Here is a 19,254-nt window from a genome sequence, read left to right as displayed (position 1 = left end):
TTCATCCTTGTCGGGCCAGGGTTTTCTCGGATTCGGCGACGGCCGCGGTGCGGCGGGCGAGCGCCAGGACGCAGGCGAGGGTCAGTGCGAGCAGCACGACGTGGTAGATGACGACCGGCCAGATCGCTCCGTGCGTCGAGTTGAGCAGGGCCTGCGCGATGAACGGCGTGGTCCCGCCGAACAGCGTGCTGCACAGCTGGTAAGACAGCGAGATTCCGGTGTAGCGCAAGTGGATTGGGAATCCGCGGGTGAGGAATCCGGCGAGCACCGCGTAGTAGCCGGATCCGCAGATGGTCGCGACCGCGATGCCGACGAACGCCAGACCGGGGTTGCCGGACGCGATCAGCAGGTACATCGGCACGGTCACCACGATGTTGCCGGCCAGCGAAACGGCCATGAACCGGGTTTCGCCGACGCGTTCGGCCAGCCGCGCCGCGACCGGCTGCCAGCAGAACTGCACCACCGACGCGCCGAGCAGCACGTACAGCATGGTCTGGCGGCCGATGCCGAGTTCGTTCGTGGACCAGGCGAGGACGAACGTGTTGCTGAAGTACGCGGCGGCGATGCCCATGATGCTCGCGCCGATGCCGAGCAACACTGTGCGCCATGCAGTCCGCAGCACCTCGACGAGCGGCACCTTCGCGACGGCCGCGGTCGCCTTGGCCCGCAAGAATTCCGCCGGTTCCTCGACCTTCAACCGGATCACCAAGCCCAGCGCGACCAGCACACCGGACAGCAGGAACGGTACCCGCCAACCCCAGGTCAGGAACTGCTCGTCCGGCAACGCACCGACGGCGAGAAAGACCACTGTGGACAGAATCGACCCGGCTGGCGAACCCTGTTGCGCGAACATCGCGAAGTACGACCCGCGTCCGGCAGGCGCGTTCTCCGCTGCGAGCACGACCGCGCCGCCCCACTCCCCGCCGACCGCGACGCCCTGCACCGCGCGAAGTGCGACGAGCAGCAACGGCGCGGCGATGCCGATCTTGGCGTAAGTCGGCAGCAACCCGACGGCGAAGGTCGCGAAACCCATCAGCAGCAGCGTGATGACGAGGGTGTTCTTGCGCCCGACCCGGTCACCGAGGTGCCCGAACACGATCCCGCCCAGCGGCCGGGCGAGGAAGCCGACCCAGAACGTCCCGAACGCGGCGAGCACGCCGGTCGCCGGGTTCAGCTCCGGGAAGAACAGCTTGCCGAAGACCAGCGCGGACGCCGTTCCGTACAAGTAAAAGTCGTACCACTCGATGGCCGTCCCGGCGAAGGAGGCGAGCGCGGCCCGGCGGCCGGCGGTGGTTTCTTGGTTCACGGGCAACTCCCTGGCGGCGGTGTTCCCCAGAGTCTTCGTCCCGCGACCTATGCTGTCCAATACCTGTCCGGACCCATTCCGATACCTCGGAGGCATAGGGTGGAACTGCGCGTGGTGCGTTATTTCCTGGCCGTCGTGCGAGAAGGCTCAGTCACCGCCGCGGCGCGCGCGGTCCGGGTCGCGCAGCCGTCGTTGTCGCGGCAGCTTCGGGCGCTGGAAACCGAACTCGGGGTGGCGCTGTTCTCGCGGTCGCCGGGTTCGCTGACGCTCAGCGCGGCGGGCACCCGGTTCGTGCCGATTGCGCAGGATCTGGTGCGCCGTGCCGAGGAAGCGGGCGCGGTGATGGCCGCGATCGGCCGCACCGAGGACACTCCGCTGACTCTCGTCGCGCCGCCGAGCACAGTGGACAGTCTGCTGGCGCCGTTCATGGCCACCGGCAAAGCCGGGCCGGTGCTGCGGGACGCCTTCCCGGTCGCGCCGGACCAGGTTTTCGAGCGGCTCCTGCGCAGCAGCGCCGACCTCGGCATCTCGACGTCCCCGCCGCCCGCGCAGCTGGAAACCGCCGCATTGGGCCGGGTTCTGGTGTCGGCGCAAGTACGGCCGGGCCACCGCTGGTACGCGGTGAAGTCGATCCCGCTGGCCGAACTGGCCGCCGAACCGCTGCTGGTGATGAACCGCAGCAACGCGGCGCGCTTGGTCGTGGACGAGGCGTTCCACCGCGCCGGACTCGTGCCGTCGGAGCTGAACGAGACCGGCTCCCCCAGCGTCGCCCAAGCCCGCGCCGCCGGCCGTGGCGAGGTATGCCTGGTGACCGACCTCGTCCGGTTCGGCCTGCGCTCCATCCCGATCGAAACCGCCGACGGGCCGCTGACCGTGCCGCTGTACGCGGGCTGGCGGCCGGATCATTACGCGCGGCCGTCGATTCTGGCGCTGATCGAGGGGTTACGGGAGTTTCGTGGCGCGTCGGGCGAATGAACTGCACTCGGTGAAAAGTTTTCGTTGTGGCACAACGGGTTTGCTTCGCTATTCTCGGCTGGTGCTATACGACTACTTCGTCGCGCGCAGGACCACCGCGGAGGTCGAGGCTGAGTCCGACCGCGGCCGGGAGGTCGCGCTCCTCGACGAAGGCGAAGCTGTCGTGCTGTCGCTGGCCAACTCCTTCCGCGACGCACTGGCTGCCGCCGACGACGCTGCTCTCCAAACCGCTGCCGCCGCCTTCGTCGAGCAGAACGAGGAAGACGCCGAGGTCGAGGACGTCATCGCGTTCCTGAAGGAACTCGCCACGCTGGCCGCAGGCGCCGCCGCGCAAGGCCACCACCTCTACTGCACGATCTCCCTCTAACCAACTCACTCGATCCGGTGACCCGGCGGCCCGATCCGTGCTAGAACAGTGCGGCGATGGGAAAACTGACCCGCCGGGCCCGGGCCACGGCCGACTATCTCTTCTTCGTCGGTGCCGGGGAATGGCCGGTCGCCGTGTCCGCGCTCGGGGTCGTGCTCGGAGCGGTCACGATCCTGCCGAGCGCGTTCGGCGTCGCGATCTCGATCGTCGCGCTCCTGCTCGGCCTGCTGACGCTGGTACGAGACATCCGCTTGCTGCGGAAACGCTGGGCCGGTTACGAGTTCACCGCGATCGTCGCGCCGTTCCCGATCGCGGACACGCCGCCGCCGAGCGCCTATCCCGACGCGCAGTACCTGGCGATTCCCTCCCGGGGCACGGCATTGGTCAGCGACGCCATCGACGCGGCGCTCACCGAAACCACCTTCGGCATCACCGTCTCCGAGGATCCGTACCGGCTGCCCGCGAAGCTGAAGGCCACCGCACCCCACGTGCTGCCGTTGCGGGCGCGCGGCCGGTTGCTGTTCAACGGCCCGATCGTCGGCATGCGCGGCGAACCACTGCCGGTCACCGGAGCGCGGCCAGCACCGATCGTCCTGCATCGCGCCCGGTTCTTCGACGCGCTCTGCAGCAACGAACTGGCGTCCCTGCGCATCACGAACTCCGCCGACGGCCGCGAATACGACCTGCGCAACGAGGAGCTGACCGACTCCTCCGGTGCCCTGCGCACCCTCGCCGCGAGCACGCTCGCCGACCTCGTCGGCGTGTCCACGATCGCGTTCACTTCGGACGGTCTGCTCGTCGTCGTCCGACAGTCCGCGCGGAATTCAGCCAGCGGACTGCTGCTCGCCCCGTCCGGAAGCGGCAGCCTCGAACCGCGAGATCTCCTTACCGAGCAAGGAGGAACCCGCCGGAACCTGCACACCGCGGTGTGCGCCGGAATGGAACGCGAACTGTGCGAAGAGGCGGCCGTCCGGCCCGATGAAGTCTCCGAGACGCGGCTGACCGGCTTCGCCCGCTGGCTCGAACGCGGCGCGAAACCGGAATTCTTCGGCGTCACGCGGCTGTCCGTCGACAGCACCGAACTCACCAGCCGCCGGGCGAAGGGCGCGGAACGGCTCTACAGCGCCGGAGTCACCGTCCTGGAGATCGACCTGGCCGCGCTGGGCCAAGAACTGGCCGACGGCGTGCCGCTGGCCGAAGCGAACGCACTGCCGCCCCGGCTGCGCGACGACAGTTCTCTCCCGCTGCTGTTGTGCCTGCGCAGCGCCGCGTTGCGGGTCAGTGCTCGTTCTTGATGACGAAGTAGGACCCGCGGATCGTCCCGGCGAGTTTCGACTTCTGGCGCGCGAACTTGAACTTGTCGGCGAGCTCCTCGGGGACGTCCATCCCGTCGGAGAGCTTGAACCCGACGGCCCGCTTGCCACCGTCCTCAAGGGTGTACATGACGTTGATCGACAGGCCGCTCTCGTAGAAGACGTACGTGATCCGGATGCCGTCGACCTCGAATTCGGTCGCCTCGAGCGGCCGCGAGGAAATGACGAGATCGCGTTCTTCCTTGAGAATCCGGTGCACGTAGTCGATCAGCTCCGGAACCTCGGCCGCGGGCTCGACGGTGAACACGTGGTCGTACTTGTTCTTGAAGTAGCGAGCCTCGTTGGCCCGCAGCCCGGCGAGCGCGTCCGCGACCGGGGAAGACTCCAGGCCGACTGTCGACACGGTGGTGAAATCGACGGCGTAGGACATGATCCGCACTCCCCGGGCTGGGTCTGATCGCAACGACCGGAGAGTACCTCGCGTTCGCGGCCGTTCGCGACCGCGCGACCCCCTCGTGAGTGGCCAGGCCGGTTCCCACCAGGGCGAACGCTCACGAGACCACGGGGTGGGGGAATTTCGGGCAAGGCCTACGGTGGCTTGGTGCGCAACCACCTGATCGACCTGGCCGTGGCGCTCGCCGTGCTCGGCCTGACGCTGGCCGGCGAGCTGCCGGACGCGGACCGGCCGTGGTTCTGGCCGGTCGCGGTCGCGGTGATGTTCGCGGCGGTGCTGCTGCGCCGCCGGTTTCCGTTGAGCGCGATGCTGGTGTCGGTCGGCGTCGCGCTCGTCACGCCGCCGTTCTGGGGCACGTCAGTCACCCTCTACACGGTCGCTTCGCTGCGCGGGCTCCGCTGGCCGACCGCGGTCGCGGTGCTGGCGGAAATCGGGCTGATGGTGTCGTTTTCGCGGCCGTCGAGCCTGCCGGACTGGAAGTCGTTCGGGCTCGCGCTCGTGATGATGGTCGTGGTCCCGACGCTGGCCGGACTCTGGATGCACCAGCGCGCGGCCTTGCTCGCTGCGTTGCGCGACCGCGCGGAACAGGCCGAACGCGAGCGTGACCTGCTCGGCGAGCGGGCCGTGACGGCGGAGCGGCGGCGGATCGCGCGCGAGATGCACGATGTCGTCGCGCACCGGGTCAGCATTGTCGCGCTGCAGGCGGGCGCGCTTTCCGTGCGGGCCAAGGACGACGAGACCGTGCAGCTCGCCGAGATCATCCGCGAATCGAGTTCCGCCGCGCTCAACGAGTTGCGCGACATCCTGCAGGTGCTCCGCGACGACGGTCCGGAACCGCGCTCGCTGCCGGACCCGACGCTGGGCGGCGTCCGCCAGCTCGCCGACGACCTCGCCGCCGCCGGCGCGCAGGTCCGCGCCGACCTGCCGGATCCGATGCCGGACGTGCCCGATCCGACCGGGCGCGCGGCGTACCGGATCGTGCAGGAGGCGCTCACGAACGCCGCGAAACACGCGCCTGGAACGACAATCGACGTGCGACTGTCCACTTCCGACGATGAACTGGTGGTCGAAGTGGCCAACCCGCTCGCCGATTCGGCCGGGCTGCCGGGCGCGGGATACGGGGTGATCGGCATGCGCGAACGCGCGACGCTGACCGGCGGGACGCTCCGTGCCGGTCCGGACGGCGCGGGCAGCTACCGGGTGCGGGCCGCGTTCCCGCTGCGAGCGGAGGAAACGTGCTGAAAATCCTGCTGATCGACGACGAGGTGCTCGTGCGCAGCGGCATCCGGATGATCCTGGAGTCCGATCCGGGGATCGAGGTGGTCGCGGAGGCCGGCGACGGTCGCGGAGTGCTCGCGCTGGTCCGCGAGCACCGGCCGGACCTCGTGCTCACCGACGTCCAGATGCCCGAGGTCGACGGCCTGGAGGTGACGCGCCTGGTCACCGCCGAACCGGACGCGCCCGCGGTGGTCGTGCTGACGACGTTCGACCTCGACGAGTACGTGCACGAGGCGCTTCGCCACGGTGCCACGGGATTCCTCCTCAAGGACACGCCGCCGCGCGAGCTGGTCAAAGCGATGCACGTGGTGGGCAGCGGCGAGGCGATGCTGTCGCCCTCGATCACCCGTCGGCTGCTGACGCACTTCGCCACCGCCGCCACGCCGACGCCCGCCCGTGCCCGGCTCGAGCCGCTGACGCCACGGGAACGCGAGGTCGCGGTAGCCGTCGCGCAGGGTTCGAGCAACGCCGAGATCGCTCGCGGGCTCGGGCTCAGCGAGGCGACCGTAAAGGTCCACTTGGGACGGATCATGGCCAAGACCGAGGCGGCGAACCGCACCCAGGTCGCGATTCTCGTGCACGACGCCGGGCTCGCCTGAATCGTTACCCCGCAACGGGTTGCCAGGTTCTATGCTCGACGCCGGGTCGGGGGGCCATTTCCGAGGGGACCCCATGCTGCCGCCGAAACCGACCGGACCGAGCTACGAACACGCGCCACCGCCGCTGATGGAGCCGCGCGGCACCAACGGCTTCGCGATCGCGTCGCTGGTCCTTGCCGTCCCGGCGTTCAGCCTGCCGCTGAGCATCGCGTTCGGGATCATCGCGCTCCGCCAGATCCGCGTGTTCGGCAACCCGGGCCGCGGCCTCGCGATCGCCGGGCTGTCGATCAGCGGCGCGTGGCTGGCGGTGCTCCTGGTCGGGCTCGCGGTGGCCAGTCCTTCAGCGGACCCGCTGTTCCAGGCCAGGCCCGGCGACTGTTTCCGCTCAGGCACCAAGGCCAGCCCGGTCTCGTGCGAGGAGGCGCACGACATCGAGGTGTTCCGCCTGGCACCCAGCGGCGATTCGCTCGTCAACGCCTGCGCGGCCCAAGCCAAGGAGTACTTCGCCAGCAGCGTCCCGCCGGACTACGTTCACGTGAACGCACGGCAGCCGTCCACATCGGACTCACCGGATCAGCACGCGGTGTGCACTTTGGAGACTGACTTCCCCACCACCGGCCGGGTCGTGCACTGACCGGTCAAGGCGCTCCCGGCGGCACGAACGGCAGTCCGCCGGGTGCGCCCGCCTCCGCCAGCGCCATCAGCATCCCGGTGTCCACTTCGGACTGAATCGCGTCCGCCAGCCGGTCCAGCATGTCCTCGCGCAAGTCCGCGAACCCCGGCGCACCTTCGGCGGCTTGCCAGTCAATACCCGCCTGCGCCGCCGCTTCGGCAAGCCACGCACGACGGAACCCGTCGTTCTCCAACGCACCGTGCCACGTCGTGCCCCACACCGAACCGACGCGGTAACCGTCCAAAAACGACTCCGCGTCGGCCGGGGCGGCGCTGCCGTGGTGGATCTCGTACGCGTCCACCGGATGTCCGCGCCATTCGCCGGTCGGACGGCCGAGCACCTTCTCCCCCGCGAACGTCACGCGCGTCGGCAGCAGCCCCAGCCCTTCGACGAGACCGGCACCCGATTCGACATCGTCCTCAATGGACTCCGCGAGCATCTGGTACCCGCCGCAGATCCCCAGCACCGGACGCCCTGCCTTGGCCCGCGCGGTCACCGCATCCGCCAAACCTCGCGCACGCAACCAGTTCAGATCGTCCACAGTGGCCCGAGAGCCCGGCAACACAACCAGATCCGCGGCGGCAACGGTGTCCGGATCAGCAGTCAGGCTCACTGTCACGCCCGGCTCGGCCGCGAGCGCGTCCACGTCGGTGGCATTGGAAGCCCGCGGGAACCGGACCACTGCCACCCGCAACCCGCGTTGCGCGGCTTCGTGCCGCCATCCGGCTGCGGCGAGGGCGTCCTCGGAGTCGATCCACACGCGGTCCAGCCACGGCAGGACGCCCAGCACCGGCCGTCCGGTGACCTTCTCCAGGCTGTTCAAACCAGGCTGCAGCAACCCGACGTCGCCGCGGAATTTGTTGACCAGCCAGCCCGCCACCAAGGCTTGGTCCTCGGCCGACAGCAACGCGAGCGTCCCGAACATCGCGGCGAGCACCCCGCCGCGGTCGATGTCGCCGACCACCAGCACCGGCAGGGAAAACCGCCGCGCGAGGCCCATGTTGACGTAGTCGCCGGAGCGCAGGTTGATCTCCGCCGGACTGCCCGCGCCCTCGCAGACGACGAGGTCAAACCGTTGCCGCAACTGGGCGAACGCGTCGAAGGCGATCTCCGCGAGCCCGGCGCGGCCGGTCGCGTACTCCCCGGCTTCGAGGGTGCCGTACGGCTTGCCGAGCGCGATGACGTGACTGCGCCGGTCGCTGCCCGGCTTGAGCAGCACGGGATTCATCGCCGCTTCCGGCTCCACCCGCGCGGCCCGCGCCTGCAGCCACTGCGCGCGGCCGATCTCCGCGCCGTCCGCGCAGACCATGGAGTTGTTCGACATGTTCTGCGCCTTGAACGGGGCGACCCGCACCCCGCGCCGCGCGAACCACCGGCAGAGTCCGGCGGTGACCAGGCTTTTCCCGGCGTCGGAGGTGGTCCCGGCGATCAGCAGCCCGCTCATTTCGCCACCGTAATCCTTGCGCTCCGCGACCCGCTCATCGCGATCCCGGCCGAGACCGCCAACGCCGCCGCTCCCACCAGCCGCGACAACCGCACGGCTCGGCGCAGATCGCGCGCCCCCGGCGGACGTCCGTCACCCAGCGTGCCCCGGCGCTCGACCTCGCCGTGGTACGTATTCGTGCCGCCGAGCCGGATGTCCAGCGCCCCGGCGAACGCGGCCTCGACCTGTCCCGCGTTCGGGCTCGGATGCGCGCTCCCGTCCCGTCGCCAGGCACGCCAGGCCGACCGCGCGTGCCCGCCGGCCAACGGCGCGGTCAGCACCGTCAGCACCGCGCCGACGCGCGCCGGCACCAGGTTGACCCAGTCGTCGGCGCGCGCGGCGAACCAGCCGAAGTTGCGGTGCCGGGGCGAGCGGTAGCCGACCATCGCGTCGAGCGTGTTCACCGCGCGGTACCCGAGCAGGCCCGGCACGCCCGCGACCGCGCCCCACAGCAGCGGCGCGACCACCGCGTCGGACGTGTTCTCGGCGATCGATTCGGTGGCCGCGCGGGTCAGCTCGGCCGCGTCGAGGCCGGTGGCGTCGCGCGCGCAGAGGTGGCTGAGCCGCTGCCGGGCGGCGGGCAATTCACCCGATTCGAGTAATCGCGCCATTTCGTGCCCTTCCGCGGCGAGCCCGCGGCCGCCGAGGACGACCCACGTCGCCGCGGCAGTCAGGACAAAACGGACACCCGGCCGGTCCTGCACGGCTCGCTCGGCAAGAAATCCCAGCCCGGCGACCGACCCCGCGCAGACCGCCGCGTAGGCCGCGCCGCGCGGCTTGGAATCGGCCCACCACCAGCGTTCCAGCTGGCCAGCGGCGGTGCCGAAGAGGGCGACCGGATGGCCCCGGCGCGGGTCGCCGAACCACGCGTCGGCGGCGTATCCGGCAACGATCCCGGCCGCCGCGGCGGATTGTCGGAGTGGCACGTGGCGAACCGTAGCGCTAGGGAGAGAATGCCGGGTATGACCAAGCTGACGCACCGGCTCGCCGGGTCTCTCGAAACCCTGGCGCAGGCCCTCCGCCGGTACGGACGCGACGACGGCAAGGTGCTCGTTCTCGGCGGGGTTCGCTCGGGCAAGTCGAGGCACGCGGAACGGCTCGTCGCGCACCACCCCCACCTCGTGTACGTCGCCCCCGGGCTGCCCCCGTCGGCCGACGACCCGGAATGGGCCGCCCGCGTCGAGGCGCACCGGGCCCGCCGCCCGCGCCATTGGACGACGGTCGAGACCACCGACCTGGCGACCGTGCTGCGCAACGCGACCAGCCCGTTGCTGATCGACTGTCTCGGCACCTGGCTGTCGCGCGTGCTCGACGAGGTCGGCGCGTGGACGGGCAAAACGGGCTGGGAGCGCAGACTGGACGACCGGCTCGAGGATTTCCTCGCCGCCTGGAGCCAAGCACGGGTGCCGATCGTCGCGGTCAGCAACGAAGTCGGCAGCGGTGTGGTGCCCGCAACGGTGTCCGGGCGGCTGTTCCGTGATGTGCTGGGCGCACTCAACAACCGGGTGTCCGCCGACAGCGACCGCGTTTCGCTCATCGTCGCCGGGCGGGCGCTCGACCTTCCGTGAGGAGCTAGCCGTGCCGCGTTTCGCCATCCCCGTCCCGGACGCCGCCGCCCGCGCCACCGCCCTGGAGCGGCTGGACGGCCTGGTCAAACCGGTCGGCTCGCTCGGCCGGCTGGAAGAACTCGCGGCGTGGCTGAGCGCCGCGCACGGCGTTGTCCCGCCGCGCCCGCTGGACGACGTCCGCGTGGTCGTCTTCGCCGGCGACCACGGGGTGTCGGCGCAGTCGGCGTACCCGCGCGAGGTGACGGCGGCGATGGTGCGGGTGTTTTTGGCCGGGCGGAGCGGGGTGACGGTGCTCGCAGCGCAGGTCGGGGCTTCCGTGCGGGTCGCCGACATCGCGGTCGACTGGGACGCCGCGGACGTTCCCGACGAAGTCACCGCCCACAAGATCCGCCGCGGTTCGGGAGCCATCGACGTCGAAGACGCTTTGGCCCCCGGCGAGGCGCTTGCGGCTTTTGAGGCGGGTCGCGCCATCGCTGCTTCGGAGTCCACTGCGGACGTTCTCATTCCCGGCGACATGGGCATCGGCAACACGACGGTTTGTGCGGCGGTGGTGGCTTCGGTTTTGGGCCTGCCCGCTGCCGAGGTGGTCGGGACCGGGACCGGCGTTTCCGGGGAGGCTTTGGAGCGCAAGACTTCGGTCGTTGCCGCTGCTCTCGCACGCCGCTCCGTGACGGATGCTTTCGACCGCCTGACCGCCCTGGGCAGCGCCTGCCTCGCCGCGACGGCCGGGTTCCTCGTGGAAGCTGCGGTCCGCGGGATCCCGGTGGTGCTGGACGGGATTTTCTCCGCGACGGCCGCGTTGGTGGCCCGGGACATCGCGCCGGGTGCGGAGCAGTGGTGGCTCGCCGGACACCGTTCGACGGAGCCCGCGCAAGCGTTTGCTTTGAAGGCTTTGGGGTTGACGCCGATCCTGGACCTGGGCCTGCGGCTCGGGGAAGGCAGCGGGGCGGTGCAGGCCGTGCCGACGCTGCGGGCGGCACGCGCGGTGATCGCGGAGATGGGTTTGCTGGCGGACCTCGGGTGACGGGTTTGTTCGGGGCACGGGGTTTGCCTGGGTTGGGGTCCGGTCTTCGTACTGCGGTTCGGAGCGGGAGCCGGGCCGGGATTCGGGCGGCGGCCCGGCTTGAGATTCGAGCCGGTATTCGGCACCGGGCTCGGGGGGCGGACCGGCTCGGAGTTCGCTTCGCCGGGGGCCGCCCCAATGTGGCATTGGGTGCATCTCACGCACCCAACGCGGCGTTGGTTGCGTTCCGCGCACCCAATGCGGCATTCGGCGCATCCCGCGCACCCAATGCGGCGTTGGTTGCGTTCCGCGCACCCGACGCGGCATTCGGCGCATCCCACGCACCCAACGCGGCGTTGGTTGCGTTCCGCGCACCCAATGCGGCGTTGGTTGCGTTCCGCGCACCCGACGCGGCATTCGGCGCATCCCACGCACCCAACGCGGCATTCGGCGCGTCCCACGCACCCAACGCGGCATTCGGTGCATCCCACGCACCCAACGCGGCATTCGGCGCACCCCACGCACCCAACGTGGCATTGGGGCGCGAGCCGTGACCCCGCCGCTGAGCGACGGCATCCGCTTGGCCGTAGGCACCCTGACCACTGTCCCGGTCCCCGCCCCGCGCACGATCGATCGGCGGGTCGCGGGCGTGGCGATGGCACTCGGCCCGCTCGCCGCGCTCCCGCTCGCCGCGGTGGCGGGGCTCATCGTGGCGGGCGGGGTCGCGATCGGACTCCCCGCGCTGGCCATCGCCGCGTTGGCGCTGGGTGCGGTAGCACTGGGCAGCCGCGGATTGCACCTCGACGGCCTAGCCGACACCGCGGACGGACTCGGCGCCTCCTACGACCGCGCGAAAGCCCTCGACGTCATGCGTCGCGGCGACTCCGGGCCGACGGGGGTCGCGACGCTGCTCTTCGTCCTGCTCGTCCAAGCCGGCGCGCTGACCGGCGCGATCGCGCACGGACACGGGATCGCCGCCGCGGTCCTGTCCGTCCTCTGTGGACGGTGTGTGCTCTCGCTGTGCTGCGCACGAGGTGTCCCCTCGGCCCGGCCGGAAGGATTGGGCGCGACGGTCGCCGGATCGGTTCCGGTCGTCATGACCGCCGTGGTGTTCGTGCTCGCGGCGGGGTGTGCCGCGTTGACGCCGGGATTGCCGTGGTGGCGTGGGGTTCTCGCGGTGGTGCTTGGTTACGCTGCGGCAGCGGTGTTGCTGGCCCGGTGCGTCCAGCGCATCGGCGGGGTAACCGGCGACGTCCTCGGCGGGTGCGTCGAGGTGGCGGTGGCCGCGACGTTACTGGCGAGCGCCTGAATCAGGAAAGCACTTCCCCGGGTGACCCACACGAGGATCTCGCCGACATCCGGCACCAAGGCGCGCCGGGGAAACACACCGCTCACATCGCGTACGGGACGGCATCGGGCACCGCGAGATCAACGCTCAGCCAACCCGGAGCCCAGGTCTCGACGACTTCCGCGCGAGCAGCACCGGATGACCGGCCAGGACCCGGCGCAGCACCGCACGTTCAGCCGAGTTCAGCGTCATACCAGGAACTCCTCGATCCACGCCCCCTCCGTACGCACGGAATCCGCACGCACCCGCCGCGCGAAGTCGTCGATCGCCGCGTCGATCTCGGCGGCTGGACGCACTGCGCCGCGCACCACTCGCGCGGCGTCGTCGATTGCCTGCCAGCCGTCGGAGGCGCGGCAGATCCGCAGCGACCACCGTGCTTCCAGCGAAAGCGACAGGAACTCGAAGTCGCGCCGGTCCGCCTCCGGGCTTGCCTTCCATGTCCGCAGTGCCACGGCGAGTTCCGCCACCGGGAACGACTGCCAGGCACAAAGGACGGTCCCGTCGTCCACGACCTCCAGGTCTGCTTCGACGTTGACGAAGACGTCGCCCGAACTCCGGTAATTCAGATCCGAGGTGTCGAAACGGGAGTACGCGAACTCCACCATCACCCCTCCCGCACAAAGACACCCAAATCCCCCAGAACGCCATCCTACCGGCGAAGGCCGGGCAGTCCCAGGCTGCGACGCGAGCACGACTCGTGTTACCAAGGGAGTGTCCGCGACGTATGACCGAGGGGACCTCGTGGCACCCAGCTCGCCCGTATCCGCGCGCCTTACCCGGCGCCGGCTGTTCCAGTTGTCCGCCGGTTTTTCGGTTCTCGCCACCGCTGCCTGCGATTCGGCGCCGGACAGTCCAGCTCCGAACACTGCCTCGCCCAAGGCGGACGGGGCGCTCGGGGCGAATTTCAACGCCGATCCGGACACCATGGGCTGGGACGAGCTCAAGCGGTCCGCCGCGAAGTGGGTGCGCGGGTTCACCGCGATGCCCGATCTGGACAAGCACGACGCCGCCGAAAACCCGACGATCAAGACGTTGCTGCAGGCGGCCGATCTCCAGTACGGCACCGTGCTGTCGCTCAAGTTCCCGTACTTTCCTGATTCCCATAAACCGATTCCGCGCCCGGGAACTCCGGCGATGCGGGCCGATCTCGCGCGGGTCGACAAGGTGCTGCCCGCGGTCATGGACAAGGTCGACATCCTCGTGATCGGCAATGAGCCGTTCATCGAATGCCCGAAGTCCGACTGGAACAACGGCGCGCTCAACGAATTCTACGAGACTATCGCCGCCCAGGTGATCAAGCAGCGCAAGGGAAAGACGCTCCTGTACATGGGAGCGCTCAACAATATCGAGGATCCTCAGTGGACCGGCGCGGGCACCGAGCGCTGGCTGAAGTACGTCCGCGAGACGCCGGAAATCGAGGGCACCGACCTCCATCCGCACGTCGGCGCACCGGACGAGGTTCAGGCGTTTCTCGATTACACCCTGCCCAAGCTGGGCGGCAAGAAGTTCCTCGTCACCGAATTTTCGCTGGTTCAGCTGTGGAAGAAGCACCTCACCGATCGAATCTCGGCCGAATACGCGGACAAGTATCACGTGCCCAAAGACACCAAGGTCTGGCAGGTCATCCGCAACGCGCTGCATCAGCCGTTCCCCAAGGCGCGGTGGGACGATTTTCTCCGCAGCAGTCCGTGGTTCGAGAACAACAAGAACTTCCTGACCGACCAGATGGCGAAGTTCCGCGCTACCGGAAAGCTCGCTGTCGCTGCCTACGGGATCGATCAGGGCATTGCCGCACTCAAGGGCGCGGACTTCGGGCCGGACACCCCGCCTTGGCTCCTCAACAGCGTGTTCGCGCGGGCGACCGTCCAGAAGAATCCCGACGGCACCGCAGCGCCGAATTACGCTTGGCTTGAGGAATTCACTGCGCTCCAGAACCATTAGTCAGCGCGGCAAGGAAAGCGTCTGTCGTAGCTCGGTCTCGGACTGCGATGCGCAGGTGATCTGGGCCCAGTCCAGGGAAGGTGTCGCCCCGGCGGACGGCGTAGCCTGCTTCGCGCAGCCGCAATCGGACGTCCGCGCCGCCAGGGACGCGGATCAGCACGAAGGGGCCGCGCGGGATACCGAGTACGGGGATTCTCCGTACGGACAGGCCGGATTCCAGGTAGTCGCGGTCGGCTTCCGCGGCGGCGGCCAGTTTTTCGGCTTCTTCCAGAGCGGCGGGGCGGCAGCAGGCGACAGTCGCGACAGCGGCCAAAGTGGACACTGACCAGGGTGGTTGCACCGTGCGCAAGCGCGCGATCAGCGATGGTTCGCCGAGGACGTATCCGGCACGCAAGCCTGCCAAGCCCCACGTCTTGGTGAGGCTTCGCAAGACTACGACGCCTGGGATCCGTTCTCCGGCAAGGCTTTCGACCTCTCCGGGGACGGCGTCGAGGAAGGCTTCGTCGACCACGAGCGTCCGGCCGGGGCGCGCCAGGGCACGCACGGAATCGGCTGGGTGCAGGACCGAGGTCGGGTTGGTCGGATTGCCGAGGAAGACCAGATCAGCGGAAGCGGGCACCAGCGACGGATCTAGCCGGTAACCGTCCACTTCAGACAGGATGACCCGGTCGACCGAGTGTCCGGCGGCGCGCAAAGCGGCTTCCGGTTCGGTGAATTGCGGGTGGACCACCACTGGGTGCTTCGCCGGAAGCGAGGCCAGCAGCGTGAATGCTTCCGCGGCACCGGCGGTTACCAGGACGTCGGCGAAATCCCGGCCATGTCGGGCGGCGACGGCTTCCGCGGCGCGGGTGGGGTCTGGGTAGGCGGCCAGATCGTCCAGCGCGGCAGCTAGTTCCGCACGGAGCCATGCAGGTGGGGCCGGGAGCCGGACGTTCACGGCGAGGTCGACGAGGCCGTCGCCGACTTCGCGGTCGCCGTGGTGGTGGAGGTCGTAATCAGCCATGGACCGCTGCCAGGGAATGCGCACGCACCCGGGACGCGAAACGGTCCGCCAGCTCGGGATGCCCGGCCCAATGGACGTGCAAGTACGAAGCGTGCAGCGATTCCGAAGCGAATCCGTCCAGGGTGCGATCCCAGCCCCACGCGGCGGTTTCCCCGTGTGCGGGCGCGATTTCGGTGCGGTGGAATTCGTGTCCGGTGACCCGTTGCCCGGCTGCCGCCAGCACATTGTCCGCCACCGAGACAGCCCGGCGGTAGCCGAGTTTTCCGCGTGCGGTCATGATCGCGTCCGCGGCGACGGCACCGACCATCGGCAGGCCGTCCAGTGAACGGCACAGGTACAGCAAGCCTGCGCACTCCGCGCTGACCGGCATGCCCGCGTCGATAGCCGCACCGACGGCCGCGAGCAGTTCCACATTGGACGAAAGCTCGGCGGCATGCACTTCCGGGAAACCGCCACCGAAGTACAGGCCAGCGCAGCCCGGCGGTAAAGCTCTGTCCTGCAACGGGTTTATGTCCACTACGTCGATGCCGCGAGCGGCCAGCAGTTCAAGATTCTCGGCGTAGCGGAAGGTGAACGCCGGACCGCCAGCGGCGGCGATGGTCGCACGTGGACCGTCGAAAACGGGGCCTGGATTCCACAAAGGACCAGTCAGCGCGGGAGCACTCCGCGCTACCCGCACGACGGCCTCGAGGTCGACCCCGGCAGCGACCCAGGCCGCCAGTTCCGGCAGCATCCGCTGCGACTCCGCGGCCCGCTCGGCGGCCGGGACCAGGCCGAGATGACGGCTCGGCGCGTGTACGTTTTCGTTGCGCCGCAACGCACCCAGCAACGGAACGCCAGTCGCCTCCAGCGCGGTGACGATCTCGTCCTCGTGCCGCTGCGAGCCCAGTTTGTTCAGGATCACCCCGGCGAGCCGGACGCGAGTGTCGTACTGCGCGAAACCCAGCACGGTCGCCGCGACGCTGCGCGAGGCCGCGGAAGCGTCGACGACCAGCACGACCGGGGCGTCGAGCAGCCGCGCGACATGGGCGGTCGACGCGTAGCCTTCGGTGCCCAAAGCGCCGTCAAACAGGCCCATCACGCCTTCGATGACGGCGATGTCCGCGCCTGCGGAACCGTGGCGCAGCAACGGAACCAGGGTGTCCTCGCCCTGCAGGAACGGGTCGAGGTTCCGCGCGGGACGGCCGGTGGCCAGCGAGTGGTAGCTGGGGTCGATGAAGTCCGGGCCGACCTTGTGCCCGGACACCGCGTGCCCGGCGGTGCGCAACGCGGCCATGAGCCCGGCCGCGATGGTGGTTTTGCCGTGCCCGGACCCGGGCGCGGCAATGACGACCCGTGCTACCACTCGATCCCCCGCTGGCCTTTCTGCCCGGCGTCCATCGGGTGCTTCACCTTCGTCATTTCAGTGACCAGATCGGCGGCTTCGATCAGTTCCGGCGGCGCATAGCGGCCGGTGATCACGACGTGCTGGTGCCCGGGCCGCGAGGCCAAAGCGGACACTACGTCGTCGACCTCGAGCCAGCCCCATTTGAGCAGATAGCTGAATTCGTCCAGGACATAGAAATCGTGCGTCTCGGCGGCGAGCCGGCGTTTGATCTCCGCCCAGCCTTCCCGGGCGTTGGCGGCATGGTCCTCTTCGGACCCTTGTTTGCGCGACCAGCTCCAGCCCTCGCCCATTTTGTGCCACTCGACCGGACCGCCCTGCCCGGTGTCGTCGTGCAGCTTCCCGAGCGCCTTGAACGCGGCTTCCTCGCCGACGCGCCATTTCGCCGACTTCACGAACTGGAACACGCCGATCGACCAGCCCTGGTTCCACGCGCGCAACGCCATTCCGAACGCCGCGGTGGATTTCCCTTTCATCTCGCCGGTGTGCACGGCGAGCAGCGGACGGTTGCGGCGCTGCCGCGTGGTGAGCCCGTCCTTCGGCACGACAGCCGGTCTTCCCTGTGGCATCAGGCAGCCCTCCCCGTCCGTTCGCGCACTGCCGAGGCCAGCGATTCAGCGGCCACATCGGACAGTGGCACGTGCTCGGCTCCCAAGTGTCCCGCCAATTCCGCGGCCAAGCCAAGCCGCATCCGGCCGGTCTCGCAGTCCATCACGATCGTCGTCACGTCGGTGAGCAAGCCCGCCGCGGCCTTGGCGCGGGCGACCGCGTCGGAGCCGCTCGTGGCGCGGCCGTCGGTGACGAGCACCAGCAACGGCCGACGCCGCGGGTCGCGGATCGCCTCGACCCGCAGCACCCGCGCGGCTTCCAGCAATCCCTCGGCGAGCGGCGTGCGTCCGCCGGTCGGCAAACCGTCCAGCCGGGCGGCGGCGGCTTCGACACTGATCGTCGGCGGCAGCGCCAGTTCGGCTTCCGCGCCACGGAACGTGACGAGACCGACCTTGTCCCGCCGTTGGTAAGCGTCCAACAGCAGGGAAAGCACCGCGGTCTTCACTTCCCGCATCCGTGCTCGCGCGCCCATCGAGCCCGACGCGTCCACACAGAACAGCACCAGATTGCCTTCGCGGCCCTCGCGCAGCGCGAACCGCAGGTCCGGCGAGCGCACCTCCAAGCCTGGTCCGGACCGGCCCCGCGCCTGCTGATGCGGCGCGGCGGCACGGATCGTCGCGACCAGGTGCGGACGTCCGTCCCGCACGCTGGGCGGCTGCACGCCGATCGTCCGGCCGGTGTCGGTGATGGCGCGCGACCGGCGGCCGCGCTCGCCCTCGCCAGTGCCCTTCACCCGGAATACCCGTGCGCGAAACGTATCCCCGGCACCGACCGTCTTCTGTGGCGAGGATCCATTGCCCGAAGGCTCGGAAGGCCCGGGAGGCGGAGCGCCCTCGGAAGGGCCGCCGTCGTCCGGAATCGGCCCGCCGTCGTCCGGGCCAGGCCCGCCGCCGGAAGGACCGTCGTCGTCCGGCCCCTCAGGAGGTCCCTCGGGGGGCGGCTGAGAATCCTCCAGCGCCTGTTCCAGCTGCTCCTCGGAAATCCCCGGCGCGTCAAACGGATTCCGCCGCCGGCGGTGCGGCAACGCGAGCCGCGCCGCGACCCGGATGTCCTCCGTAGTCACCTCGCCACGTCCGGCCCACGCCGCGTGCGCGACCGCCGTCCGCGCCGTCACGATGTCCGCGCGCATGCCGTCGACCTCGAACGACGCGCACACCTCGGCGATCTGCCGCAGCGCCTCGTCCGGCAGCTTCACCGAGGGCAAAAGCCGTTGCGCCGCCTCGATCTCCGCCGCCAAAGCCGCATCCGACGCGGCATAGCCGTCCGCGAAACCGTCCGGATCCGCCTCGTAGGCAAGGCGTCGCCGGACGACCTCCACACGCTGCTCCGGATCCCGGCTCGACGCGACCTCCACGGTCAGCCCGAACCGGTCGAGCAGCTGCGGCCGCAGCTCGCCTTCCTCCGGGTTCATCGTCCCGATCAGCACGAACCGCGCCGCGTGCGAGACGGAAACGCCCTCGCGCTCGACTGTCGCGCGGCCCATCGCCGCCGCGTCGAGCAGCGTGTCCACCAGGTGGTCGTGGAGCAGGTTGACCTCGTCGACGTACAGCAGCCCGCGATGCGCGGCGGCCAGCAGGCCGGGCTGGTAATCGGTGACGCCCTCGGCCAGCGCCTTCTCCAGGTTCAGCGAGCCGACGACCCGGTCCTCGGCCGCGCCGACCGGCAGTTCCACCAGCCGAGCCGGCCGCCGGTGCGCGGGAACGCCCGCCGCGTGCGGACCGTCCGGGCACCCCGGGTCCGGGCTGACCGGGTCGCAGGAGAACCGGCAGCGGTCCACCACGTCGACACCCGGCAGCAGCCCGGCGAGCGCGCGCACCATGGTCGACTTCGCGGTGCCCTTCTCGCCCCGCACCAAGACCCCGCCGACCGCGGGCGAGATCGAGGACAGGACGAGCGCCAGACGCAGGTCCGGCATCCCGACGACAGCGGTGAACGGATAGGGCTTCAAGA

Annotated in this window: 19 protein-coding genes; 10 read left to right on the top strand and 9 right to left on the bottom strand. The window is 69.9% G+C overall.

What is annotated here, in order from left to right:
- Position 1: 1 nt before the first annotated feature.
- On the bottom strand, positions 2-1,306 hold the full coding sequence (locus AB5I40_RS39345; protein WP_370935225.1) for an MFS transporter: 1,305 nt from the start codon (positions 1,304-1,306) through the stop codon (positions 2-4).
- 99 nt (positions 1,307-1,405) lie between these two features.
- Here AB5I40_RS39345 and AB5I40_RS39340 point away from each other — a divergent pair, with 99 nt between their 5' ends.
- The 3 genes from AB5I40_RS39340 to AB5I40_RS39330 all read left to right on the top strand — a co-directional run bounded on the left by AB5I40_RS39340 (position 1,406) and on the right by AB5I40_RS39330 (position 3,943).
- Positions 1,406-2,281: a LysR family transcriptional regulator gene (locus AB5I40_RS39340; RefSeq protein WP_370935224.1), complete on the top strand. Its 876-nt coding sequence runs from the start codon at positions 1,406-1,408 to the stop codon at positions 2,279-2,281.
- A 61-nt stretch (positions 2,282-2,342) separates the two neighbouring features.
- The gene (locus tag AB5I40_RS39335; RefSeq protein WP_370935223.1) at positions 2,343-2,648 is read left to right on the top strand and encodes a hypothetical protein; all 306 of its coding nucleotides are present in this window, start codon (positions 2,343-2,345) and stop codon (positions 2,646-2,648) included.
- A gap of 56 nt (positions 2,649-2,704) precedes the next feature.
- Positions 2,705-3,943, top strand: a complete 1,239-nt coding sequence (locus AB5I40_RS39330) for a hypothetical protein (RefSeq protein WP_370935222.1) — start codon at positions 2,705-2,707, stop codon at positions 3,941-3,943.
- Here the strand turns inward: AB5I40_RS39330 and AB5I40_RS39325 are convergent.
- The gene (locus AB5I40_RS39325) at positions 3,927-4,391 is read right to left on the bottom strand and encodes a phage tail protein (protein ID WP_370935221.1); all 465 of its coding nucleotides are present in this window, start codon (positions 4,389-4,391) and stop codon (positions 3,927-3,929) included. The genes AB5I40_RS39330 and AB5I40_RS39325 overlap by 17 nt on opposite strands.
- A 171-nt stretch (positions 4,392-4,562) precedes the next feature.
- Here AB5I40_RS39325 and AB5I40_RS39320 point away from each other — a divergent pair, with 171 nt between their 5' ends.
- From AB5I40_RS39320 to AB5I40_RS39310, 3 genes are all read left to right on the top strand, one after another.
- Positions 4,563-5,657 carry a sensor histidine kinase gene (locus AB5I40_RS39320; RefSeq protein WP_370935220.1) on the top strand — a complete coding sequence of 365 codons (1,095 nt, stop codon included), beginning with the start codon at positions 4,563-4,565 and terminating at the stop codon, positions 5,655-5,657.
- On the top strand, positions 5,651-6,292 hold the full coding sequence (locus tag AB5I40_RS39315) for a response regulator (protein ID WP_370935219.1): 642 nt from the start codon (positions 5,651-5,653) through the stop codon (positions 6,290-6,292). Before AB5I40_RS39320 ends, AB5I40_RS39315 begins: the two co-directional genes overlap by 7 nt.
- 73 nt (positions 6,293-6,365) lie before the next feature.
- Positions 6,366-6,926 (top strand): DUF4190 domain-containing protein, encoded by a 561-nt coding sequence (locus tag AB5I40_RS39310; protein ID WP_370935218.1) that lies wholly within the window; start codon positions 6,366-6,368, stop codon positions 6,924-6,926.
- Positions 6,927-6,930: 4 nt separating this feature from the next.
- Here the strand turns inward: AB5I40_RS39310 and AB5I40_RS39305 are convergent, their stop codons facing one another.
- Complete coding sequence (locus AB5I40_RS39305) at positions 6,931-8,409, bottom strand: cobyric acid synthase (protein ID WP_370935217.1); 1,479 nt, start codon at positions 8,407-8,409, stop codon at positions 6,931-6,933.
- Positions 8,406-9,374 (bottom strand): cobalamin biosynthesis protein, encoded by a 969-nt coding sequence (locus tag AB5I40_RS39300; RefSeq protein WP_370935216.1) that lies wholly within the window; start codon positions 9,372-9,374, stop codon positions 8,406-8,408. The genes AB5I40_RS39305 and AB5I40_RS39300 overlap by 4 nt, the downstream gene beginning before the upstream one ends.
- Positions 9,375-9,410: 36 nt before the next feature.
- On the opposite strand from AB5I40_RS39300, the gene AB5I40_RS39295 reads away from it, so the two are divergent.
- From AB5I40_RS39295 to AB5I40_RS39285, 3 genes are all read left to right on the top strand, one after another.
- The gene (locus AB5I40_RS39295; RefSeq protein WP_370935215.1) at positions 9,411-10,016 is read left to right on the top strand and encodes a bifunctional adenosylcobinamide kinase/adenosylcobinamide-phosphate guanylyltransferase; all 606 of its coding nucleotides are present in this window, start codon (positions 9,411-9,413) and stop codon (positions 10,014-10,016) included.
- 10 nt (positions 10,017-10,026) lie between these two features.
- Positions 10,027-11,040, top strand: a complete 1,014-nt coding sequence (cobT, locus tag AB5I40_RS39290) for a nicotinate-nucleotide--dimethylbenzimidazole phosphoribosyltransferase (RefSeq protein WP_370935214.1) — start codon at positions 10,027-10,029, stop codon at positions 11,038-11,040.
- A 529-nt stretch (positions 11,041-11,569) separates the two neighbouring features.
- Complete coding sequence (locus tag AB5I40_RS39285) at positions 11,570-12,328, top strand: adenosylcobinamide-GDP ribazoletransferase (RefSeq protein WP_370935213.1); 759 nt, start codon at positions 11,570-11,572, stop codon at positions 12,326-12,328.
- Positions 12,329-12,555: 227 nt separating this feature from the next.
- Here the strand turns inward: AB5I40_RS39285 and AB5I40_RS39280 are convergent, their stop codons facing one another.
- On the bottom strand, positions 12,556-12,972 hold the full coding sequence (locus tag AB5I40_RS39280) for a hypothetical protein (RefSeq protein ID WP_370935212.1): 417 nt from the start codon (positions 12,970-12,972) through the stop codon (positions 12,556-12,558).
- A gap of 136 nt (positions 12,973-13,108) precedes the next feature.
- Here AB5I40_RS39280 and AB5I40_RS39275 point away from each other — a divergent pair, with 136 nt between their 5' ends.
- Complete coding sequence (locus AB5I40_RS39275; RefSeq protein ID WP_370935211.1) at positions 13,109-14,308, top strand: hypothetical protein; 1,200 nt, start codon at positions 13,109-13,111, stop codon at positions 14,306-14,308.
- On the opposite strand, the gene cobC is transcribed toward AB5I40_RS39275, so the two are convergent.
- From cobC to AB5I40_RS39255, 4 genes are read right to left on the bottom strand one after another with little or no spacing between them, the layout of a single operon-like run.
- Positions 14,286-15,311: an Rv2231c family pyridoxal phosphate-dependent protein CobC gene (cobC, locus tag AB5I40_RS39270; RefSeq protein WP_370935210.1), complete on the bottom strand. Its 1,026-nt coding sequence runs from the start codon at positions 15,309-15,311 to the stop codon at positions 14,286-14,288. The genes AB5I40_RS39275 and cobC overlap by 23 nt on opposite strands.
- Positions 15,304-16,656, bottom strand: a complete 1,353-nt coding sequence (locus AB5I40_RS39265; RefSeq protein WP_370935209.1) for a cobyrinate a,c-diamide synthase — start codon at positions 16,654-16,656, stop codon at positions 15,304-15,306. Before AB5I40_RS39265 ends, cobC begins: the two co-directional genes overlap by 8 nt.
- Positions 16,650-17,264, bottom strand: coding sequence for a cob(I)yrinic acid a,c-diamide adenosyltransferase (gene cobO, locus AB5I40_RS39260; RefSeq protein ID WP_370935208.1), 615 nt, complete (start codon positions 17,262-17,264; stop codon positions 16,650-16,652). Before cobO ends, AB5I40_RS39265 begins: the two co-directional genes overlap by 7 nt.
- Entirely contained in the window at positions 17,264-19,252 is a 1,989-nt protein-coding gene (locus tag AB5I40_RS39255; RefSeq protein ID WP_370935207.1) for a putative cobaltochelatase, read from the bottom strand. The genes cobO and AB5I40_RS39255 overlap by 1 nt, the downstream gene beginning before the upstream one ends.
- Between the last annotated feature and the right edge of the window lie 2 nt (positions 19,253-19,254).

This window comes from Amycolatopsis sp. cg13, assembly GCF_041346965.1.
GTDB lineage: Bacteria > Actinomycetota > Actinomycetes > Mycobacteriales > Pseudonocardiaceae > Amycolatopsis.
The sequence above is the reverse complement of the archived record's forward strand: the minus strand, read 5'-3'. Positions and strand labels throughout refer to the sequence as shown.

Coding starts and splice junctions, on each gene's coding strand:
- AB5I40_RS39280 (WP_370935212.1), bottom strand. CDS start 12,972: ATGGTGGAGTTCGCGTACTCCCGTTTCGACACCTCGGATCTGAATTAC.
- AB5I40_RS39330 (WP_370935222.1), top strand. CDS start 2,705: ATGGGAAAACTGACCCGCCGGGCCCGGGCCACGGCCGACTATCTCTTC.
- AB5I40_RS39325 (WP_370935221.1), bottom strand. CDS start 4,391: ATGTCCTACGCCGTCGATTTCACCACCGTGTCGACAGTCGGCCTGGAG.
- AB5I40_RS39305 (WP_370935217.1), bottom strand. CDS start 8,409: ATGAGCGGGCTGCTGATCGCCGGGACCACCTCCGACGCCGGGAAAAGC.
- cobC (WP_370935210.1), bottom strand. CDS start 15,311: ATGGCTGATTACGACCTCCACCACCACGGCGACCGCGAAGTCGGCGAC.
- AB5I40_RS39295 (WP_370935215.1), top strand. CDS start 9,411: ATGACCAAGCTGACGCACCGGCTCGCCGGGTCTCTCGAAACCCTGGCG.
- cobO (WP_370935208.1), bottom strand. CDS start 17,264: ATGCCACAGGGAAGACCGGCTGTCGTGCCGAAGGACGGGCTCACCACG.
- AB5I40_RS39310 (WP_370935218.1), top strand. CDS start 6,366: ATGCTGCCGCCGAAACCGACCGGACCGAGCTACGAACACGCGCCACCG.